The 22,655-nt window shown below is 33.9% G+C and carries 14 protein-coding genes; 10 read left to right on the forward strand and 4 right to left on the reverse strand.

Features of this window, described 5'->3' with window-relative positions; all coding sequences use genetic code 11:
• Window positions 1–131: 131 nt before the first annotated feature.
• The 3 genes from ACYSNX_RS07770 to ACYSNX_RS07780 form a co-directional block, all read right to left on the reverse strand.
• Window positions 132–3,263 carry a S41 family peptidase gene (locus ACYSNX_RS07770; RefSeq protein WP_461754113.1) on the reverse strand — a complete coding sequence of 1,044 codons (3,132 nt, stop codon included), beginning with the start codon at window positions 3,261–3,263 and terminating at the stop codon, window positions 132–134.
• An 81-nt stretch (window positions 3,264–3,344) separates the two neighbouring features.
• Window positions 3,345–3,914 carry a 5-formyltetrahydrofolate cyclo-ligase gene (locus tag ACYSNX_RS07775; RefSeq protein WP_461754114.1) on the reverse strand — a complete coding sequence of 190 codons (570 nt, stop codon included), beginning with the start codon at window positions 3,912–3,914 and terminating at the stop codon, window positions 3,345–3,347.
• Window position 3,915: 1 nt separating this feature from the next.
• Window positions 3,916–4,860 (reverse strand): succinylglutamate desuccinylase/aspartoacylase family protein, encoded by a 945-nt coding sequence (locus ACYSNX_RS07780; RefSeq protein WP_461754115.1) that lies wholly within the window; start codon window positions 4,858–4,860, stop codon window positions 3,916–3,918.
• A gap of 173 nt (window positions 4,861–5,033) precedes the next feature.
• Here ACYSNX_RS07780 and uvrC point away from each other — a divergent pair, with 173 nt between their 5' ends.
• The 10 genes from uvrC (at window position 5,034) to ACYSNX_RS07830 (ending at window position 20,492) form a co-directional block, all read left to right on the forward strand.
• Window positions 5,034–6,830, forward strand: coding sequence for an excinuclease ABC subunit UvrC (gene uvrC, locus ACYSNX_RS07785; protein ID WP_461754116.1), 1,797 nt, complete (start codon window positions 5,034–5,036; stop codon window positions 6,828–6,830).
• 22 nt (window positions 6,831–6,852) lie between these two features.
• Complete coding sequence (locus tag ACYSNX_RS07790) at window positions 6,853–9,090, forward strand: patatin-like phospholipase family protein (protein ID WP_461754117.1); 2,238 nt, start codon at window positions 6,853–6,855, stop codon at window positions 9,088–9,090.
• A gap of 206 nt (window positions 9,091–9,296) precedes the next feature.
• The gene (locus tag ACYSNX_RS07795; protein WP_461754118.1) at window positions 9,297–10,463 is read left to right on the forward strand and encodes a homogentisate 1,2-dioxygenase; all 1,167 of its coding nucleotides are present in this window, start codon (window positions 9,297–9,299) and stop codon (window positions 10,461–10,463) included.
• Window positions 10,464–10,500: 37 nt separating this feature from the next.
• Entirely contained in the window at window positions 10,501–11,661 is a 1,161-nt protein-coding gene (gene hppD / locus ACYSNX_RS07800; RefSeq protein ID WP_461754119.1) for a 4-hydroxyphenylpyruvate dioxygenase, read from the forward strand.
• A 261-nt stretch (window positions 11,662–11,922) separates the two neighbouring features.
• A complete protein-coding gene (locus ACYSNX_RS07805) occupies window positions 11,923–12,696 on the forward strand; it encodes a DUF3108 domain-containing protein (protein WP_461754120.1) in 774 nt (257 codons plus the stop codon).
• Between the two features lies 1 nt (window position 12,697).
• Window positions 12,698–13,609 (forward strand): tryptophan 2,3-dioxygenase family protein, encoded by a 912-nt coding sequence (locus ACYSNX_RS07810; RefSeq protein WP_461754121.1) that lies wholly within the window; start codon window positions 12,698–12,700, stop codon window positions 13,607–13,609.
• A gap of 26 nt (window positions 13,610–13,635) precedes the next feature.
• Complete coding sequence (locus ACYSNX_RS07815; RefSeq protein WP_461754122.1) at window positions 13,636–14,877, forward strand: peptidoglycan DD-metalloendopeptidase family protein; 1,242 nt, start codon at window positions 13,636–13,638, stop codon at window positions 14,875–14,877.
• Between the two features lie 3 nt (window positions 14,878–14,880).
• Window positions 14,881–16,491 (forward strand): glucose-6-phosphate isomerase, encoded by a 1,611-nt coding sequence (gene pgi / locus ACYSNX_RS07820; protein WP_461754123.1) that lies wholly within the window; start codon window positions 14,881–14,883, stop codon window positions 16,489–16,491.
• Window positions 16,492–16,611: 120 nt separating this feature from the next.
• Window positions 16,612–19,437, forward strand: a complete 2,826-nt coding sequence (locus ACYSNX_RS07825) for a TonB-dependent receptor (RefSeq protein ID WP_461754124.1) — start codon at window positions 16,612–16,614, stop codon at window positions 19,435–19,437.
• A 101-nt stretch (window positions 19,438–19,538) separates the two neighbouring features.
• Window positions 19,539–20,492 carry an aldo/keto reductase gene (locus ACYSNX_RS07830; RefSeq protein ID WP_461754125.1) on the forward strand — a complete coding sequence of 318 codons (954 nt, stop codon included), beginning with the start codon at window positions 19,539–19,541 and terminating at the stop codon, window positions 20,490–20,492.
• Window positions 20,493–20,531: 39 nt separating this feature from the next.
• On the opposite strand, the gene metG is transcribed toward ACYSNX_RS07830, so the two are convergent.
• Entirely contained in the window at window positions 20,532–22,592 is a 2,061-nt protein-coding gene (gene metG, locus ACYSNX_RS07835) for a methionine--tRNA ligase (RefSeq protein ID WP_461754126.1), read from the reverse strand.
• Window positions 22,593–22,655: the final 63 nt, after the last annotated feature.

The raw sequence follows: 22,655 nt of genomic DNA on the forward strand, positions 1-22,655 counted from the left end.
GCTATACTTCTATACATGACATCTACTTAAAAGTATCGTAAAGTTAAGAACCGCCTTGGTACGGATCCGTATGCCAGGTGGTGTGAGAGGTCGGCTGAAGAAATAATCTTCAGCCTCCTACTCGATTGGAATTAATTTAATTGCTTTAGAATATGTTCAATTGCATAATCTAATTGTGGATCATCATCATTTAAACGATCCATAAATGTGTTTTTAATGTAAATGTCTGGGCTTACTCCAGTCTTCTCTAGGTTGTCCCCCTCTAAGGTGTATGTACCCCATGCTGGCAAACGATATGAGGAGCCATCTACAAGACCTTTTGCAGAAGTGAATATAATCCATCTATAGGTTTGTTGGCCAATGATTGTACCTAGTTTTAAAGCCTTAAATCCTTGAGCTGTCATTTCGGCATCACTTAATGAATACTCATTAATTAATAGTACAATTGGTTTACCACTAGGTGCGAAATTACTTTGTGGAGTCATTTTTCCTTCTCTATACTTCCACTGTAAGTATGGTCTTTGGGAAAGGAAAGCTAAAACTTTATCATGGACATTTCCTCCTGTGTTAAATCTTAAATCAAGAATCACTGCCTCTTTTCTATGTTCTTGAGCTACCATGTCTAATAAGAAAGAATCTAATTGATCACTCGACATGTTTTTCATATAAGAATAAGCTATTCTATTATTACTTTTTTGATCTACTCTTTTTTGATTGTCATGAATCCACTGATCATATAATAGAGCTTTATTTTTCTCAAATGTAATAGGATGTAGCTTAACAGTAAATTCCTTATGATCTCTAGTAAAAGTTAAGCTGATTTCTTGTTGAGTAGAGGCGAAACTGAAATATTTATCTCTATTTTGTTTACTATCTATAGCTTGGCCATTTACTTTTGTTAAAACATCTCCTTTTCGAATATCTTTATCCGAAGCAAATGCAGGTGATTTCCTTAAGATATAATCTACCTTATATGGATTGTTTTTATCGAAGACAATTCCAGTTTCTGAAGTAATAAAGTTATCGCTTGTTTTTTCCTCTTCTCCTTTGGAATTAAAGCCTAAATGAGAGGAACCTAACTCTCCAAGCATATCGTTTAATAATAGGCGTAGATCTTGTCTGTTATTTACATATGGCAAGTAAGTAGCAAAATGATTTTTGGTCTCAAGCCAATTAATACCATGGAAGTCTTCATCATAGAAGTTCTCTTCTACTCCAGCCCAAGTTTCATAATACATTTGATTAAATTCTTGTCCTAGGCTCTTGGTGAAAGAAAAATCTATATCAATAATTGTAGGAGTAGCATCTTTTAGATCAAAACGATAGATGCTTCTCCCTACCAATCCATATAGATCATTATCTCTTTGTTGTATATTATAAGCAGATTTGTCAAATACTTTTTGGCTTTTCGCCTCTTTAAAGTTCTCATAGGTCTTTTTATATAAGGCATATTTTCCATTATCCTGGTTAGAGGTATAAAAGACAATTTGCTTGTCATTTGTTTCAAAAACCGTAGGGGAATTTTGATTTCCAAATTGGTCACTCACTAATTCTATTCGATCTAAGATTCCATCCACATTAATGGTAATCATTTTTTGCGCAGTGGTGGTATTTTTATCCTTTTTAGTAGTAGTAACTTGAGTAGGGTTGTCTTTTGTTTGGAATAGATTATCAAACTTATCGGACTTGAAGTCTTGAGATAGCCAATCTACTGCAAAACGATAGATACTTGGCTTAACCATTCCCATTGGGTAAGAAGGATTTAATCGGTCACTAGTAAAGTAAATATATTTTCCATCGGGAGAAAATATAGGATTACTTTCAGCCACACCTGTGTTGGTTAGGTTGATTGCTTTTTTTAAATCAATATCATATACAAAAATATCTTCTTCGAAATTTCTTTTTGCAGTGTATAATACGTATTTACTATCTGGGGAAAAAGAAGGCTTTGAGTTTTGAAAAGCCCAAATTTCGTCTTCCACAATAGTAGTTGATTTAAAGGTAGTAAGGTCCATTAATACTACTCTGTCTCTCCCACTAAGATACACTGCTTTTGTAGCATCTGCATTTAAGCTTATATCTCGGTTATTTCGAAGATCAGAAGTGAGTTGAATTGGCTGACTATCTTTAGTAACATCTATTTTAAACCAATTTTGATACCCTTGATAGGTTTGGCTATATAGTAAGGTTTGATTGTCCTTTAGCCATTTCACTTCCATCACTCTTTCACTTCCATCACTAATTTGTTTAGTGAACTCTCCCTTAATATCACTAACAAATAGTACGCCTCTTGAAACAAAGGCTATCTTTTTGTTATCTAATGCGACATCAAAATAACTTATTTGGTCTTTAGTGTTGTAGCTTTGTTGTTTGTCAATAGCTTTATTTTGATTTAACTTAATGGATAATGGTTCTACTTGTTTAGTTTGGGTATTCCAGATAAATAAGTCATAATCTTTTTCAAATATTATTTTAGAGCCATCCGCACTTACAAATGGCCTACCTATAGAAGTATCAAAATTCGTTAAGGCAATGGACTTTCCATCTTTTAATTGAAATAGGTTATAATGCCCATTGTTCTGATCTGAAATAAAGTAAATATTACCATATTTATCTACGGTTGGGTTAAAATCTTTTCCTTCATAAGTAGTTAAAGATTTAAAAGTATTAGTAGAGGGATTATAAGAGTGAATATCTGGATTATTTTCTCCTTTATATCTTTTTCTCACCAATTGGTTTGCACTTTCTGTAGAATTAGTAAAAAGTAATTCTTTAGAAGGTGTTTCTACCATTGCGTTGGTATTATTAAAATAGTTTTCAAATAATGCAGTAGGAGTTGTACCTTCAATATCCACTTTATAAGAAGCAAAATTCTTATCTAAGTTAGAAGTAAAATATAAACTATTACTATCCCAAGACCAGCTTTCTAATTGGTCATTGGCTTGGTGAAAGGTTAATTGCTGTATTGGACCTTGGGGAAGTGGCATAACAAATACATCGTTGTTGCCATATTGGTTAGAGTTAAATGCCAACCACTTTCCATCAGGGGAAACTCTAGGATTCGTTTCCTCTGATGGAAGAGCCGTTAGGCGAGTTGCAATTCCCGTATCAAGTGGGGCTTGATAGATATCTCCTTCAAAGCTAAAGTAAGCTGTTTTTCCATCTGGACTTAATGAAGGATTGGACATGAATTTAACTTGACTTTGGCCGAAAGAGGCTAAAGTCAAGGATAATGCCATTAGTGTTAGGGTGTTTTTTATCATTGGTTAATATTTTCACTAAACATAAAAATATTTTGTATTAAAGTCTAGCCTTTAACTAGTTATTTGATAAAAACTGTCTATTTATTTTTTAAAAATATAGGTTTGCTCTGGAGTAATACAATAATCTAAAGGCACGTCTAAATGAGAAACATCTTGGATACTCGGTTCGGCTTGGAAAAAGCTAAGTCCAACTTTTATTGTGTCTTTTGGGCATTGCTCTAAAAACTTATCATAGAAACCCTTGCCATAGCCAATCCTATTTCCTTTTTGATCAAAGGCCAAAAGAGGAATAAATACTACTTCAATACTGTCTTCTTTAACCTGTATACCATCTACAGGTTCTGGTATCCCATAAGAATTTTCTTTTATTCTTGTATTGTCTGTTAGAAGGTAATGCGATAAGGTAGAGTCTTGAAAATTGCTTTTGGATAGAATGACATTTTTGTCTTTTCCTGCTAATATTTGTAAAATATATTGGGTGTCTATTTCTTTTTTCTTTGCAATAGGCAAGAATAAGTGATAGTTTGTTTTATTCCAAATCGGTAGTTTTAGACTTTGATTTGCAATATCTATACTTTGTTGCTCAATTTGATCTTGACTTAAATTTTCGCGCAATTCCTTATATTTTAGACGTAATTTATCTTTTTGCATATTATATTATTTTAGATATATTGAAAATTGCATCCCCTTGGTACACAATAGGCGAATCATTGACATTGATAACATAACCACTAAAGGGTGCCTTTATTTTAAGGTTTTCCATACCATAAGGATCGGAAACCTCTGCTAATGTAGCACCTTTTTCTACATATGAGCCAATTTGTACTTGGTCATGTAGCAATCCAGATCTTTTACTTCTAACCCACTGTGCTTTTTCAATAATAATCATTTCAGTAGTATTTTTTTTAATAGTGAAGTGATCAGCTAACATGTCGAAATGAGCTAAGAAGCGTTTTGTTCCTTCAACACCCATTTGTGAGACCTCATTATTAATATCTAAGGATTTACCTCCTTCAAAAAGGAGCATTTTTACACCTCGTTTCGCACATGCATTTCTAAATGAACCTGCTATTTGGTTAGAATATAATAAGAAGGGAGGGTGAAAAATAGTTGCTAACTTTTCTAATTCTTTGTCTTGTGGAGCAATGCGTATTTGAGGTGCATTAAATCTACTTTGTCCACCTGCGTGAAAGTCTATAGCATAATCTACTAAAGGTAGAATAGATTTGAGTAAATGATAAGCAAACCTACCCGCTAAAGATCCATCCTTGCTACCTGGAAATACGCGATTCATATCTCTACCATCTGGAAACTCTCTAGATTTATTTATATAGCCAAATATGTTAATAACAGGAATACAAATAATAGTTCCTCTTTTAGGAATATTAATTTTTTTGTGAATAATCTGCCGAACTATATCTACTCCATTTAATTCATCTCCATGTAAACCTGCAGATAATAACACTGTAGGACCTTTAATTTTACTTCTAGAAACTATTACTGGAATTTCTAGGGAAGATGCAGTGTGTAGCTTAGCAATTTCCAAGTTAAGCTTTACAGTTTCACCTGGGGCTATGGAATGGTCTAATATCTTCATCGCTTTTTTAAGTGAAGATATAAAATCTAATTACATATAAGAATAGAAATAAATGCTATTTTTTTATTTTTTATTAGATAAATCTCCCCCTTCTTTTCTGAATAAAAGCACAAAAAGCTTATTTTGAAGAATAGAAAACTTGGGGTATTTTTGTGATAACTATTTTAATTATTATGGAACCATCACAAGCTTTAGCTCTTCAAATACAAACACTACCAAATGAACCTGGAGTTTATCAATACTATGATAAGGAGGATAAAATACTTTATGTTGGAAAAGCCAAGAATCTTAAAAAACGTGTAAGTTCTTATTTTAATAAAATTCACCAAGAAGGGAAGACAAATGTTTTAGTAAAGAAAATAGTATCTATTAAACACATTGTGGTTCCAACAGAAACGGATGCATTACTTTTAGAAAACAATTTAATTAAACGTTTACAGCCTCGTTATAACGTTTTATTGAAAGATGACAAATCTTATCCATGGATTTGTATAAAAAGAGAACCTTTTCCTAGAGTGTTTACTACTAGAAAGATGATTAAGGATGGTTCAGAGTATTTTGGACCCTATACGAATATAAAGACCGTTTATACCTTATTAGAGTTAATTAAAGAGCTATATCCTCTTCGTACTTGTAGCTATGATTTGAGTATAGGAAATATTCGTTCCGAGAAATTTAAAGTGTGTTTAGAGTATCATATTGGAAATTGTAATGGACCTTGCCAAGGTTACGAAACAACTAGCCAATACGATCAAAAAATAACTCACATTAGAGATATTTTGAAAGGGAACTTTAAAGATAGTCTGAAGCAGTTTAGGAATCATATGCAAGAACTAGCTCAAAATATGGAATTTGAACAAGCTCAAAAGATAAAGGAGAAGATTGAGTTGTTGGAAAATTATCAATCTAAGAGTACCATTGTTAATCCTAAGATTAGTAATGTAGATGTCTTTAGTATAGTATCAGATAGTACTATGGCTTATGTAAATTTCCTACAAGTTTCCTATGGGGCCATTATCCGATCTCACACTATGGAGATAAAGAAAAAACTAGAGGAAACAGACACAGAACTACTAGAATTAGCTATTGTAGAGTTAAGGGAAAGATTTCAACTAAATTCTAAGGAAATCATTAGCCCAATTCCATTGGATTTGGGGGAAGCTTTAACGGTTACAATTCCAAAATTAGGGGACAAAAAAAGGCTACTTGAGTTATCTGAACGAAATGCAAAGTTTTATCGAATTGATCAGCTAAAACAAATTAAGATTGTAGATCCCCAAAGACATACTAATCGTATAATGGCGCAAATGAAGAAAGATTTGCGTATGAGTAAAGAACCTAGACATATTGAGTGTTTTGATAACTCTAATATACAGGGAACTAACCCTGTTGCTGCTTGTGTTGTCTTTAGAGATGGGAAGGCTAGTAAAAAAGAATATAGGCACTTTAACGTAAAGACTGTAGTAGGTCCTAATGACTACGACTCTATGCAAGAAATTGTTTACAGACGCTATAAAAGAGTAATAGAACAGGGATTAGACTTACCAGACTTAATTGTAATTGATGGAGGGAAAGGGCAATTAGGAGTGGCCTTGAAGAGTCTAGAGGAGCTAGGATTAAGAGGAAAGGTTGCCATTATAAGTTTAGCCGAACGTTTGGAGGAAATCTTTTATCCAGGGGATAGTATTCCAATGTATTTAGATAAGAGAAGTGAAACGATGAAGGTTCTTATTCACTTAAGAGATGAGGCTCACCGATTCGGATTAAACTTTCATCGTGATCAACGAAGTAAAAATGCTATAACAAGTGTACTTGATAATATTCCTGGAGTTGGTGAGAAGACAAAAATTACCTTAATGAATCATTTTGGTAGCGTGAAAAAAATAAAAGAGGCATCTTTAGAAGATTTAGAAAAAGTTATAGGAAAAGCAAGAAGTAAGTTGATTATCGATTTTTTTGAAGTAAATTAGAAGAAAATTAAAACTCTTTCCTGTGAGAATTCTTCTGTTTTGTTTGTTTTTATGTATATCAACTAATATTAAAGCTTTTGGCCAAGATACTCTTGCTTTAAAAAAACCAAAAATTGGTCTTGTACTTAGTGGTGGAGGAGCAAAGGGTTTGGCACATATTGGAGTACTTAAAGTTTTAGAACAAAATGGAGTTGAAATTGATTATATAGCAGGAACAAGTATGGGGGCTATTATTGGGGGATTGTATGCTTCTGGTTATACGGCTCCCGAATTAGATTCCATTTTTAATGTTATTGAAGTTTCGGCTTTAATTAAGGACTACATTCCTAGGGTCTCTAAGTCTTTTTATGAAAAGAAAAACGATGAAATTTATGCATTAAGCTTACCATTTGAGAATTTTAAAATAGGCTTTCCCAAATCTCTTTCCCGTGGAATGTATAATTATAACCTGATGAATACATTACTTTCCCATGTAAGACACGTAAGAGATTTTAATGAGTTAAATATTCCTTTTTTATGTATTGCAACAGATTTAGAAAAAGGAGATGCGGTTATTTTAAATAGTGGCTATTTACCTCAAGCAATTCTTGCTAGTGGAGCTTTTCCAACTTTATTTGCTCCGGTAAAAATTAATGATGTAGATCTTTTAGATGGGGGGATTGTCAATAACTACCCTATTGAGGAGTTAAAAGCGATGGGGGCAGATATAATTATCGGAGTAGATGTTCAAGATGATTTAAAGACTGCCGATGAGATTGAAGGTGCTCAGGATGTATTATCTCAATTATCCAATTATTCTACTATCGCTCAAATGAAGGACAAATTTGCCTTAACAGATATTTATATTAAACCAAATATCTCCGGTTATTCTGTTGTTTCTTTTGGGGATGGAGCAGCTATTATTCAAACCGGTGAAGAAGCAGCCAATCAGGTTATAGATCAAATAAAACAGATAGGAACAAATAAAAGTATTTCTCAAAGACATTTTGTAGAAAAGACTTCTTTAGACTCCATTAATATCTCCAATATTAAAATTAGAGGACTTGAGCGCCTAACAAAACGCTATGTACACGGTAAATTAGGATTTAAACCTAATTCCAAGATTACTTATAAGGATTTAAGCGAAGGTATTACTCGTTTAAATGGAACAGAGAACTTTAGTAGTATTTCTTATATTTTCGAACAAGATCAGGATAGTAGTAAAGATGTTTTAATCATGGATTTAAATGAAAATCCAATTAATACCTTTTTGCGTTTCGGAGTTCATTATGATGGCTTGTATAAAACGGCTGCCTTGGTCAATCTTACAAAGAAGAATTTTCTTGCCAAAAGTGATGTGTTATCCTTAGATGTAGGACTAGGAGATAATGTAAGGTATAATTTCAACTACTTTATCGATAATGGCTTTTACTGGAGCTTTGGAATCAACTCTAGATTAAGTAGTTTTGACAGGGAACTTCCTTATGATTTATTAGTAAAAGCAATGGGTGGTAAATTAGATATTCCTAATGCTCCCCAAGACTTCTTTGTGAATTACTCCGATTTAGAAAATAGGCTTTTTGTGCAGTCTTCTTATGCACAGAAGTATGTTTTAGGTATTGGGTTAGAGCATCGCTTCTTAGATCTTAGGAGCAAAACCCTAACAAGCTATAAGCAACGTTTTGATTTTAGTCATTATTTAGGCGGTTTTTTAAATGTTATGATGGATTCTTATGATAATAAGTATTTCCCTCGTAGTGGATTTTTGGCTAAAGTCGAATACAGGAACTTTTTTTACTCTAGTAATTATTTAGATGATTTCTCAAACTTTTCTACTATCAGTGGGCAGCTAGGAGTAGCAAGACGTGTTACAAGTAAGTTAAGTTTTGACTTTAAAGTAAGGGTGGGCTCAATTATTGGGCAACCACCAAGTATTGGTTTTGGGTATTATTTAGGAGGGTATGGTTTTGCAGACAAAGATAACATCATTCCTTTTTATGGTTATGATTTTTTAAGCTTGGGTGGAAATACCTATTTAATGTCCTCGTTGCAATTTGACTTTGAATTTTTAAAAAGGCATCATGTTAATATGGCTGCCAATTTTGCCAATACTGGGAATGATATTTTCTCAGATTCGGGATGGAGTAATATCACAAAATACTCTGGTTATGCTCTAGGATATGGTATGCAAACCATAATAGGCCCTATAGAAGCCAAGTTTACCTACTCTCCAGACACAGGAAGAAGCTTCTTATTTTTCTCTGTAGGATTTTGGTTTTAAGCCCAGGAAAATAGAGCTACTTTAGGAATATGTGAAAAATATTAGGATATAAATTTGGATAACTCAATATTATGTCTATTTTTGTTATGTTATGAAACTACAATGGGACGGTTTATTGGCTTATTTAAAGTTCCTCATCAAGAGAAATCCTGAATGAGGTAACATCTACTTATTATATTATTAACCAACCTTAATTATAAGTATTTATGCCTTTATATCATCACTTAGGGAAAATTCCCCCTAAACGTCATTCCGTATTCCGTAAGGAAAATGGGGAATTATATTATGAACAATTATTTGGAACAATTGGCTTTGACGGAATGTCTACTAATATGTACCATATTCATCGACCAACCCAGGTCAAAAAAATTCTGAAGCAATATAGTGTTGCACCAAAAATAGCTGTAGCTAACAATATCCAATCTTATCGTTTGAAAGGTTTTCAGATTAAACCTGAGAATGACTTTTTACAAAGCCGAAAACCAGTTTTAACCAATAGTGACTGTACCATTGTACTTGCGGCACCTAAAGAGTCGATGAAAGAGTATTTTTATAAAAATACAGATTGTGACGAATTGCTATTTATCCATAAAGGAGAAGGTACACTAAAAACAATGCTTGGTAACCTACCGTTTAAATACGGGGATTACTTATTAATTCCTAGAGGTATTATCTATCAAATAGAGTTTACCACAACAGATAATAGGTTATTTATAGTAGAGGCTACTAAACCTATTTACACACCTAAACGATACCGAAATTGGTTCGGTCAATTACAGGAACATTCTCCATTTTGTGAGAGAGATATTCGATTACCACAAGATTTAAAGCCCATCGATCAAAAAGGAGATTTCCTAATCAAAGTTAAAAAACAAGGGGATATTTTCGATATGGTGTATGCTACCCATCCTTTTGATGTAGTTGGCTATGATGGTTATAATTACCCTTATGCTTTGTCTATTTTTGATTTCGAACCTATTACTGGTAGAATTCATCAGCCACCTCCAGTTCATCAAACTTTTGAAAGTGATGGATTTGTAGTTTGTTCTTTTGTTCCTAGGCTTTACGATTATCATCCAGACGCTGTTCCAGCACCCTATAATCATAGTAATATTGATAGTGATGAGGTTCTCTATTATGTAGATGGAGACTTTATGAGTCGTAATGATATTGAGCAAGGGCATATCTCTTTGCATCCAGCTGGAATTCCTCACGGGCCTCACCCAGGGGCTGTAGAAAGGTCTATAGGGAAAAAAGAAACTCAGGAGCTAGCTGTAATGGTAGATACTTTTAAACCACTTATGGTATGTCAGGATGCTATACAAATTGCAGACGATACCTATTATCAATCTTGGCTGGATCCTGAAAAGTAATTAACCATCCAAAAATTAACCATTTAAATTTAAAATTATGACTAGAGAAGTTAAATCCGTTGAGTTTGGCTTAGAAAAAATATTTGAGGGAGCACAAGATTTCTTACCCTTATTAGGAACAGACTATATAGAATTTATTGTTGGTAATGCTAAACAAGCTGCTCATTTTTATAAGAGTGCTTTTGGTTTCCAATCTTTAGCTTATGCTGGATTAGAAACAGGAGTAAAAGATCGTGCTTCTTATGTGTTAGTTCAAGATAAAATACGAATTGTATTAACTACGCCTTTAACCGCTGAATCAGAGTTAAACGAGCATATTGTGCAGCATGGAGACGGTATTAAAGTTGTCGCTCTATGGGTAGAAGATGCTAGAGATGCTTATAAGCAAACAATTGCTCGTGGTGCCAAATCTTATCTGGAACCTATTGAACAAGAGGATGAGTTTGGTAAAACCGTTCGTGCAGGTATATATACTTACGGAGAGACCGTGCATATGTTTGTAGAAAGAAAAGATTATAAAGGAATCTTTCTACCTGGTTTTGTAAAATGGGAATCAGATTACAATCCAGAACCAGTTGGTTTAAAATACGTGGATCATATGGTAGGAAACGTAGGATGGAATCAGATGAATACTTGGGTAAAGTGGTATGAAGAGGTAATGGGGTTTGTTAACTTTCTATCTTTTGATGACAAACAAATTACTACAGAGTATTCTGCTTTGATGAGTAAGGTAATGTCTAATGGAAATGGTAGAATTAAGTTTCCTATAAATGAGCCTGCTCATGGAGTCAAAAAATCTCAAATTGAAGAGTATTTAGATTTTTATAACGGACCTGGCGTACAGCACGTGGCGGTTGCTACAGATGATATTATCAGGACTGTTTCTGCTATGAAAAATAGAGGGGTGGAATTTTTATCTGCTCCGCCTCAAAGTTACTATGATGATATTCCAAGAAGACTTGGTGTACATATGGAAATAATGAAGGAAGACATCAAGGAATTGCAAAAGTTAGGTATTATGATTGATGCAGATGAAGAAGGTTATTTATTGCAAATCTTTACTAAACCCGTAGAGGATAGACCAACTCTATTTTTCGAAATAATCCAAAGAATGGGCGCAAGAGGATTTGGGGCTGGAAACTTTAAAGCACTTTTTGAGTCTATAGAACGTGAACAAGAAAAGAGAGGAACACTTTAATATTCAGTTAATTAAATATTAAAAACGGCTATTAAACAACCATTAATGTTAATTATCAGTTAAACACAAACGAGGGTTGTGATATTTTAAAAAAAGCTATACATTTGCACTCGCAAAAATAGGGTCGTCATAAGCTTTATTTGAGTGTAATAAATTTTTCATAATTTATAGTTTTTTGGTTGGTTAATAGCATAAAAACTCAGTCATTTGTTTGACTGGGTTTTTTTGTTTCTTACTTTTGAATAATTAATGCTACCAACTATGAAAAAATTTCTTACAATACTTTTTTTGGTGTGTTTTTCCTTACACACAAGTTTTGCACAAAATTCATTCAAGTCAGGGGAGTTTCTAAAATTTAAGATTAGCTACGGACTTCTAAACGCCGGTATAGCTACCCTAACTTTAAAAGATACTTTATTGGATGGTAGGAAATTAATTCATGCTGCTGGGCATGGATATACCACAGGTGTTCCCAAATTATTTTTCAAGGTAGAGGATGATTACCAAAGTTATTTTGAACAAGATAAGGTAACTCCATATCGTTTTGTTCGTAAAATTGACGAAGGAGGTTATACTAAAGACCAAGAGGGTTTCTTTAATTATTCTACAAATACTGTTCTTGTGAAAGATTATAAGAGCAATACAGAAAATATTTTCGATATTAACTTGGGGGTACAAGATATTGTATCGGCTTTCTATTATCTTCGTGATCAACCAGAATTGAATCAACTTAAGAAAGGAGATTCTGTTGAAATTGATATGTTTTTCGATCAGGAAACATTTCGATTTAAACTTGAATTCTTAGGAGAAGACGTGATTAGAACACATTTTGGTAAAGTGAAGGCTTTGATGTTTCGTCCATATGTAATGGCCGGACGTGTTTTTAAAGCAAAAGAGAGCCTTACTATTTGGGTATCCAAAGATGCAAACAAAGTGCCTCTTCGAATTAAAGCTAGTTTAGCAGTTGGTTCTTTAAAGGCAGATTTAGTGGAATACGAAGGTTTAATGTCAGATTTAGAAATCGAATTAAAGTAAGATGGAAGAAAAAATATTAAGTGAGCTTAATGCTAAGTTTGATGTAATCGGTCAAAAGACCCAGACACATCTACAGGGACTATTGTATTCTACCCCTTTAACCTATTGGGATTATATTCAGGTCGATTCTTTATTATCTTTACAAACCCAAAGGAGTACCTTACCTGATGAGATGGTCTTTATTGGCTATCATCAGATTAATGAGCTTCTGTTTAAAATGATATTATGGGAGATAGATCAATTAGCTGTTTTTGAAAATATTACTGCTGAGGTGTTTATCGATAAGTTAGGACGTATATCTCGATATTTTGATATGCTTACTTCTTCCTTTTCTATTATGGAAAATGGGATGGATAGGGAGCAATATCTTAAATTTCGAGACACTTTAACCCCTGCTAGTGGCTTTCAAAGTGTGCAATATCGTTTAATTGAATTTGGATCAACAAATTGGAAAAATTTAATTGATAAGCGTTTTACTGATAGAATTGACTTAAATTGCAGTGCTGAACAAGGTTTTGATTATTTGTACTGGCAAGCTGCTGGAAAAAATTATCAAACGCAAGAAAAGTCTTTTATGCTTAGTTCTTTTGAAAAGAAGTATAAGAAAGTTCTGATTAATGCAATGAAAGATTATGAAAAAACAAATTTATGGCGGAAATTTGTGGAATTGCCTCGAGAGGTTAGGCAAGATCCAAAGCTTATTGAAGCCATGAGGCATTATGATAAAACAGTGAATATTACTTGGGTTTTAGGACATTACAGGGCAGCTGTTAAATATTTGGAAGGGCCGCAGGGGCCAAAAGAAGCTACTGGAGGAAGTGATTGGAAAAAATATATGCTACCTAAATACCAAAAAAGAATTTTTTTTCCTGAATTATGGAGTGAAAAAGAGAAGGAGACCTGGGGGGGATAAAATAAAAATTTAAAAAAAGAAAAGTTTTGAAACAATTTATAATCGTATTTTTAGTGGCTCTTACCATTGTTTCATGTAAGAAACAAAATCAAGAAGATAGTACAGAATTAGAAATTGATATGGATCACTCTCCTGAAGTTGTAGCGGAAGTTTATGGCTTTAGTTTAAATGATTTTGAAATAGTAGAAGATACTATCAGAAATGGAGATAGTCTTGGCAAAATTTTTAGTCAGAATAATTTAAGTGCTGGGCAAATACATGCTATAGTTGAAAAGGTAAGTGATACAGTAAATGTGAAGAATATCCGTGTAGGAAAACCATATAGTATTGTAAAAAACAAAAAAGATAATAAATTGGCCGCATTTATCTACCATCCAAATATTGCTGGCTATCAAGTAATCGACTTAAGAGATTCTATTACTGCTTATACAAAAACCTACCCTGTTACTTATAAAAGACGTACTATTGCATCCAATATTGAGGGATCATTATCAATGAGTTTGAATAAGCAAGGTGCAGAAGAGGCATTAGCTGTTAGAATGTCTCAAATTTTCGCATGGTCTATTGACTTTTTTAAATTGCAACCTGAAGATAGGTTTGCGGTTACTATTCAAGAAAAGTATATTAATGATACGGTTTATGTAGGTATTTCTAAGATTGAGGCTGCTTATTTTAATCACAGAGGTAAAGATTTATATTCCTTCCCTTACCAAAGACCTAATACACAAGGGTTAGAGTATTATGATGAGGAAGCTAGGCCAATGAAAAGTATGTTTTTAAAAGCTCCATTAGAGTTTTTTAGGATTACATCACGTTATACCAAAAAACGCTTTCATCCTGTACAAAAAACATGGAAAGCTCATAATGGAACAGATTACGCAGCTCCAACAGGAACGCCAATTATGTCAACTGCTTCAGGAGTTGTAGAGCGTGCGGGGTATACAGCTGGAAATGGTAATTATGTAAAAGTGAGACATAACGGAACTTATTCTACTCAATATTTACATATGTCAAAAATATTAGTAAAAAAGGGACAATACGTTAACCAAGGCCAGACAATTGGTCTAGTAGGAAGTACAGGGTTAGCTACTGGTCCTCATGTTTGCTATAGATTTTGGAAAAATGGAGTTCAAGTAGATCCTTTGTCACAAGTTCTACCTAACTCTGATCCAATGGATAAAAAAGATATTCCTGCATATAAAGAGTATATTGCTCCTTTAAAGGTAGAATTAGATGAAGTTATTAAAACTAAATTTTCTCAAAAATAGATAATGTTGAAAAATATTAATCCATCCACAACAAGTGCTTGGAGTGAATTGCGTAAGCATTTTGGCGATATGGAGTTTATACAAATGCAAGATTTATTTGCATTAGACTCTGAAAGGACGCAAAAGTTTCATTTGCAAATGGATTCCTTTTTGTTAGATTATTCCAAGAATAAAATAACAGAGCAAACTTTAGATTTACTAATTCAGTTAGCAGATCAAGTTGGTCTTAAGGATGCTATTCAGAAGATGTTTAATGGCTCGAAGATTAATGTTACAGAAGATCGCGCGGTTCTACATACTGCTTTAAGAGATTTTTCAGGTATTTGTGATGTTACTGTAGATGGAGAAAATGTAGTAGAAGATGTATGTGAGGCAAGACATAAAATAAAGGAGTTTACTCACAGTGTACTATCGGGAGAATATAAAAGTAGCACAGGTAAAAAATTTACAGATGTTGTAAATTTAGGAATTGGAGGATCTGATCTTGGACCTAAAATGATTGTAGAAGCATTAGCTAATTACAGGAATGACTTAGGTGTTCATTATATTTCAAATATAGACGATGATTATTTATATTCTGTCTTAAAGGGACTAAACCCTGAAACTACTTTAATTTTAATTGTTTCAAAAACCTTTACTACACAAGAAACGATTGCCAACGCTAAAAAACTAAAAAATTGGTTAGAATCCAATTTGCGGGGAGATATTTCTGCGCATTATGTTGGTGTAAGTGCTGATATACAACAAGCTATTGACTTTGGGGTAAAGCAAGAGAACATCTTTCCAATGTGGGATTATATTGGAGGGCGATTCTCTTTATGGAGTTCCGTCGGTTTGTCTATTTCTTTAGCAGTCGGATACGACAATTTTGAATCTCTTTTAAAGGGAGCTTATAAAATGGATCAACATTTTAGAAATGCAGAATTTAAAGAGAATATGCCTGTTATTATGGGGCTTCTGAGTGTATGGTACAATAACTTCTATAATTATGAGACGGAAGGAGTAGTTCCTTATAGCGAATTATTAAGTAAGTTCCCTGCTCATTTACAACAAATGATCATGGAGAGTAATGGTAAGGATAAAAACAGGGATGGTTTTCCAGTTAATTACCAAACAGGAACATTAATTTGGGGGGAAGTAGGAGTTTCGGCACAACATGCTTTTTTCCAACTATTTCATCAGGGTACTAAGGTAGTTCCGGTGGATTTTATTGGCTTTATTGAACCTTTTTATGGCGAAAATTCGAATCATGACATCTTAATGAGTAATTTTTTCGGACAAACTGAGGCATTACTCAACGGAAAACGTGGACATAAGGTAGATGAAAGTGAGTTGGAAATGTTAAAATATTTCAGAGATTTTGAAGGGAATAAGCCCTCAAATACCCTGTTAATTGATGCTTTAACACCAGAGAATTTAGGGATGTTAATCGCACTTTATGAACATAAAACATATGTGCAGGGAATTATCTGGAATATATATAGTTTCGACCAATTTGGGGTGGAGTACGGTAAGGTTTTAGCAAAGAATATTCAAGAGGAAATCAAATCAAAAGTGGTAGGCAAACACGATGGTAGTACAGAGTTTTTACTTAATTATTACTTAAAGCGATAAAATGTTAATTTTTTTCACTGCTAGGACTGTTAAAAGTTAAAATTTAATATTGGCATAATATTAGCTAGGGGGTTTTTTGTACCTTTGCGGTGAAAATAATTTATCACTTACACTTTTACAATGAAAAACTTGAAGAACTGGATGATTACGGCAGTAATGGTTTTTACTACGGCATTCGCATTTTCACAAAACAAAGTTACTGGTGTTATTGTTGATGGGGAGTACCAAGAGGGTTTACCTGGAGCAACAATTCTAGTAAAAGGAACACAAATTGGAACTTCTACCGGGTTAGATGGGGAGTTTGAGTTAAATGTTTCTGAATCAAAGGGAGAGATTGTTATCTCTTTTGTTGGTTATAATTCTCGTACAGTTGCCTATACGGTAAATGCTGAGAAAATTGCTAATCTAGGTACAATTGTTCTTTCTACAGATGAGAACATGCTAGATGACATTGTTATTATGGGTGTTGCAGACGTTGCACAAGACCGTAAAACTCCTGTAGCTGTTTCTACAATTAGAGCAGCAGAAATTCAAGAAAAACTTGGTTCTCAAGAATTTCCTGAAATTTTAAACACAACTCCTTCTGTTTACGCTTCTAAAGGTGGTGGAGGATTTGGAGATTCAAACATTAATATTCGTGGTTTTGATCAAAGAAACATCGCAGTATTGATTAACGGTATGCCAGTTAATGATATGGAAGGTGGAGCTGTTTATTGGTCTAACTGGGCTGGATTATCTGATGTAACATCAGCTATGCAAGTTCAAAGAGGATTAGGATCTTCAAAAATCGCGATTTCTTCTGTAGGAGGTACAATCAACGTTTTGACAAGAACTTCTGACGTCCGCGAAGGTGGTAGTCTTTCAGCAGGTGTAGGTAATAATAACTACCTTAAGACAACTGCTTCTTATAATACAGGTATTTTAGAAAATGGACTTTCTGCTTCTGTTTTATTGGGTTATACTCAAGGAGACGGATATGTAGAAGGAACGGGATTCGAGTCAATCAACTATTATTTAGGATTAGGATATAATTCTAAAGACGATCGTCACAAAGTACAGTTTACATTCACAGGTGCTAAGCAAAATCACGACCAACGTTCAACGTCTGTGTCTATTGCTAATCATAAAATGTGGAATAATGGTGGGATAAACAAACATTTTAATCCAGATACTGGGTTTTATAATGGAGAACGTTTTAACTTTAAATCGAACTACTATAATAAACCAGTAGCATCAATTAACTATGATTTCGCTATTAACGAAACATGGAACTTAGGAGCTGTAGTTTACGGATCTTGGGGACGTGGTGGAGGAACTGGAACTCTTGGTGGTGGACCAAACGGTTACAGAGACTTCGGTACTGAAGTAAGAGATGCAAACGGACATATGCGTTTTGATGATATTGCTGCATGGAACAGAGGAGAAGTTATTGCTGATTGGAATAATACTTCAAATACTTACCGTTCTCCATATGCAGGAGCTGAAGAAGGTTACTATATTTCTGCTTTCAACAGTAGAGAATCTGCTACACAAGGTGGATGGGCTCGTCGTTCTTCAATCAACTCTCACGACTGGTATGGAACAGTAATTAACATGAACGCTAAAGTAAATGAAAACTGGACAATTGACTTTGGTTTAGATGGACGTATTTACAAAGGTTACCACTTCCAAACTTTAGATAACTTATTGGGTGGACAAGGATATGTTGTTAACAATAACAGAAACAACGGTGGTCAAAACTATATTGTAAGCAGTACTTACCCTGCTCACGCTACATTAAATCCATTTGCTCAATGGAATAACAGAGAGAAAGTTGGATACCATAATGACGGTAACGTTAAATGGTTAGGAGGATTCGGACAAGTAGAGTATTCTAAAGATGATATCTCTGTGTTTGCTCAAGGATCTATTTCTAATCAATGGATGCAAAGAGTTGATTACTTCAACTACGACCGTTCAACAGCTAAAGGAGCTGAAGACTACAAAACAAACTGGAAAAGCATTTCTGGAGGTAGTATTAAAGGGGGGGTTAACTACAATATAACAGAAGTTCACAATGTATTTGTTAACGCTGGATACTTCTCTCGTCAACCATTTATGAACAATGGTGTTTACTTAAACAATACCAACACAGTTAACCCTAACTTAACGAATGAGAAAGTATTAGGATTTGAGTTTGGATATGGATTAAGAACAGACAGAGTTAGAGCTAACTTAAACTTATACCGTACTTCTTGGAAAGATAGAGTTACTCGTGCTACAGGACGTTTCGATACAGATGAGATCGGAAGTAATGGAAAACCAGTTCAAGTTAATGGTTATGCTACTTTAACAGGTGTAGAGCAAGTTCACACTGGTATGGAAGTGGATTTCTTATACAACCCAATCGATAGATTAAATATTACTGGATCATTCTCTTGGGGTGACTGGAAATATGCAAAAGATGTAACTGGTACTTATTATAATGAGGATGACAATACTCCAATTTATGATAAAGATGGTAACTTAGAAACTAAAACATTATATATTAACGGAGCAAAAGTTGGTGGTGCACCACAGTTAATTTTTAACTTAGGAGCTAACTACGAAATTGTTCAAGGATTAAAAGTAGATGCTAACTACCGTTATAATGATAACTTCTACGGAACGTTAAACGTTGACGGAGCTTCAGACAGAGGAAAATCTGGGTCAATGCAATTACCTGCATTTAACTTAGTAGATGCTGGAATGTCTTACCGTTTACCTGTAGGAAAAGATAGATCAAACTCTGTTGTAATGCGTGTTAACGTAAACAACGTATTTAATACTACTTATATTACTACTGCTCGTACTAATATTCAAGTTGACGAAAATACAACTGCTACTTGGAAAGGAATTGACGAAAGAAATGAGGTTATGTTCGGTGTTGGAAGAACATGGAACTTCTCATTACGTTATAACTTCTAATAGTTTAAAATTATATTTTAAAGCGGAGACCTTTTTAGGTCTCCGCTTTTTTTTTGACCCATCTAAAGATGTATCTTTAATGTTTAAAGTTTTGAAACACTATGGATAAGTATAAATTTGGCCCTACCGAGTTAATGGTGCCTAAAGTATGTTTTGGTGGAAATGTTTTTGGTTGGACTCTTGATAGCAAGGAATCCTTGTATTTGCTAGATGTTCTTTATGAAAAGGGTTTGATATTTATAGATACAGCTAATAATTACTCCCATTGGGCAAAAGGCAATAGTGGTGGAGAGTCTGAAGCTATTATAGGGAAATGGCTTAAGCAGACTCATAAACGCGAAAAAATGGTTATCGCAACTAAAGTAGGAGGTAAACTTAAGGGAGTAGAAAGAGGGTTGAGTCCACAGGATATTAAAACTAATTTAGAAGCTTCTTTACAGCGTTTAAAAACAGACTATATAGATATTTACTTTGCACATCACGATGATCCTTTGTGTAAGCAGGATTTAACTATGCATGCTTTTAATGATTGTGTTATACAAGGAAAAGTAAGTTATTTAGGGGCTTCTAATTTTAGTGCCCAAAGAGTAGTATCTGCAAATGAAATTAGTTTTTCTAATGGCTGGCATTCCTACAGTGTTCTACAGCCCTTATATAATCTCTATGACAGGGAGAAGTTTGAAACAGAGTACCTTTCTATGATAAGAGAGCAGAACATGGCTGTAATGAGTTATTTTCCGTTAGCTAGTGGTTTTTTAGCTGGCAAATATCAAGATAAGCAAGATTTAGCTGGAAATAAGCGTTCTGATATGCTTTCTAGATTTTTTACCCCTAGAGGTACACAGATTTTAAATGCTTTAGCTAATGTTGCAAAAAGGCTTGATTGTTCCATGGCTGAAGTAGCAATTGGCTGGCAGTTTACTAGAGAGGGGATAACAGTGCCTATTGTAAGTGTAACCAATGAGCAGCAATTACAAAGTTTGATTAATGCTTGTAGTTTAGTTCTAGATCTAGGCGATTTAGAAGAATTAAACCTAGCAAGTTCTTATAAATAAATAAATAAGGCTACCTATTGTAGGTAGCCTTATTGTATATTAATTAATAGTTGATCCGTTGTCTACGTTATCCTGATCAGGATTTACAAAAACAAGTTTACCATCTTTATCTTCTGTCATTAAGATCATTCCCTGGCTTTCTACTCCTCTTAATTTTCTAGGAGCTAGATTTGCTAAGACAGTTACTTTTTTACCTAGTACCTGTTCAGGTGTAAAATGTTCTGCGATTCCTGAAACAATTGTACGTACATCTAAACCTGTATCAACTTTTAAAACAAGTAGTTTGTTTGCTTTAGGCATTTTCTCTGCTTCAATAATAGTTCCTACTCTAAGGTCTAATTTAGTGAAATCATCGAAAGTAGCTGTTTCCTTTTGTGCCTCAGGTTGCTTTAGTGCAGCTTCATTAGCTTTTTTAGAATCTTCTAATTTTTGTAATTGCTTTTGAATTTCTTCATCTTCAATTTTAGAAAATAAAAGCTGTGCCTCTCCAATGGTATGTCCTGGAGTAATTAAAGTTTTATCTATAGCTATTTCATTCCATTGTAATGGAGTCTGTAGACCTAGGATGTTTTTTAATTTTGCAGCTGTAAAAGGCAAGAAAGGCTCACATAATGTACTTAAAGCACTTGCAATTTGTAAAGCTACATACATTTGTGTCTGAACTCTTGCTGGGTCTTCTTTAATTAATTTCCATGGCTCTTCGTCTGCTAAATATTTATTTCCTAAACGTGCAACGTTCATCATCTCCATTTGAGCTTCACGGAATCTATATCTTTGTATAGAACTTTCAATTACACTAGGGTATGCTCTAAGTTCTGTAAGAGTATCTATATCCGCTTGAGAAAACTCATTTGGTGTAGGAACAATACCTTGGTAGTATTTATTAGTCAATACTACTACTCGGTTGATAAAGTTTCCAAAAACAGCAACTAATTCATTGTTGTTTCTTGCTTGGAAATCCTTCCATGTGAAATCATTATCTTTTGTTTCAGGAGCATTTGCTGTTAAAGCATAACGCAATACATCTTGTTGTCCTGGGAATTCTTCTAAGTACTCGTGTAACCATACTGCCCAGTTTTTAGAAGTAGATAACTTATGTCCTTCTAAGTTCAAGAATTCATTTGCTGGTACGTTATCTGGCAAGATGAAACTTCCTTCTGCTTTAAGCATAGAAGGGAATATAACACAATGGAATACAATATTGTCCTTTCCAATAAAGTGCACTAGTTTAGTGTCTTTATCTTTCCAATATGGTTCCCAATCAATTCCTTTTTTCTGAGCCCATTCTTTTGTAGAAGAAATATATCCAATTGGAGCGTCAAACCATACATAAAGTACTTTTCCTTCTGCTCCTGGAACAGGAACAGGAATTCCCCAATCTAAATCTCTAGTTACTGCTCTAGGCTTTAAACCATCTTCTACCCAAGACTTAACTTGTCCATAAACGTTAGTTTTCCAATCATTTTTATGTCCTTCTATGATCCATTCACGAATAAAAGAATCATATTGGTCTAATGGTAAAAACCAGTGTTTAGTAGATTTTAAAATAGGTTCAGATCCTGAAATAGTAGACTTAGGATTAATTAAATCTGTAGCATTCAAAGAAGTTCCACATTTTTCACATTGATCTCCGTAAGCTTCTTCATTACCACATTTAGGACAAGTACCGATTACGAAGCGATCAGCTAAAAACTGTTGTGCTTCTTTGTCATATAGTTGTTCTGTTACTTCTTCTATAAATTTACCATCATTGTACATTTTGGTAAAGAAATCTGAAGCAGTTTGGTGGTGAATAGAAGATGAAGTACGTGAATAATTATCAAATGAAATACCAAAATCTTCAAAAGACTGTTTGATAATTCCATTGTATTTATCAATCACTTGTTGTGGAGTAATACCTTCTTTTTTTGCTTTCATAGAAATAGCAACTCCATGCTCATCGCTTCCGCAAATAAAAGCTACGTCTTTGTCTTGTAAGCGTAAAAATCTAGCGTATATATCCGCTGGTACATATACCCCTGCTAAGTGGCCAATATGAATAGGACCATTAGTATAAGGTAATGCAGCTGTTAGTGTGTATCTTTTAGGATCTTGTATCATAAATCAATTAAAGTTTTTCAAAAAAAAGATTTCAATATTTATGCAAAAATACGCATATCCATT

The sequence above is a fragment of the Myroides sp. LJL115 genome, from assembly GCF_054871665.1.

Excerpts from the sequence above, each read along its gene's own strand:
- pgi (WP_461754123.1), top strand. The coding sequence starts at position 14,881 with ATGTTGAAAAATATTAATCCATCCACAACAAGTGCTTGGAGTGAATTG.
- uvrC (WP_461754116.1), top strand. The coding sequence starts at position 5,034 with ATGGAACCATCACAAGCTTTAGCTCTTCAAATACAAACACTACCAAAT.
- ACYSNX_RS07780 (WP_461754115.1), bottom strand. The coding sequence starts at position 4,860 with ATGAAGATATTAGACCATTCCATAGCCCCAGGTGAAACTGTAAAGCTT.
- ACYSNX_RS07830 (WP_461754125.1), top strand. The coding sequence starts at position 19,539 with ATGGATAAGTATAAATTTGGCCCTACCGAGTTAATGGTGCCTAAAGTA.
- ACYSNX_RS07795 (WP_461754118.1), top strand. The coding sequence starts at position 9,297 with ATGCCTTTATATCATCACTTAGGGAAAATTCCCCCTAAACGTCATTCC.
- ACYSNX_RS07810 (WP_461754121.1), top strand. The coding sequence starts at position 12,698 with ATGGAAGAAAAAATATTAAGTGAGCTTAATGCTAAGTTTGATGTAATC.
- ACYSNX_RS07805 (WP_461754120.1), top strand. The coding sequence starts at position 11,923 with ATGAAAAAATTTCTTACAATACTTTTTTTGGTGTGTTTTTCCTTACAC.
- ACYSNX_RS07770 (WP_461754113.1), bottom strand. The coding sequence starts at position 3,263 with ATGATAAAAAACACCCTAACACTAATGGCATTATCCTTGACTTTAGCC.
- hppD (WP_461754119.1), top strand. The coding sequence starts at position 10,501 with ATGACTAGAGAAGTTAAATCCGTTGAGTTTGGCTTAGAAAAAATATTT.
- metG (WP_461754126.1), bottom strand. The coding sequence starts at position 22,592 with ATGATACAAGATCCTAAAAGATACACACTAACAGCTGCATTACCTTAT.
- ACYSNX_RS07825 (WP_461754124.1), top strand. The coding sequence starts at position 16,612 with ATGAAAAACTTGAAGAACTGGATGATTACGGCAGTAATGGTTTTTACT.
- ACYSNX_RS07775 (WP_461754114.1), bottom strand. The coding sequence starts at position 3,914 with ATGCAAAAAGATAAATTACGTCTAAAATATAAGGAATTGCGCGAAAAT.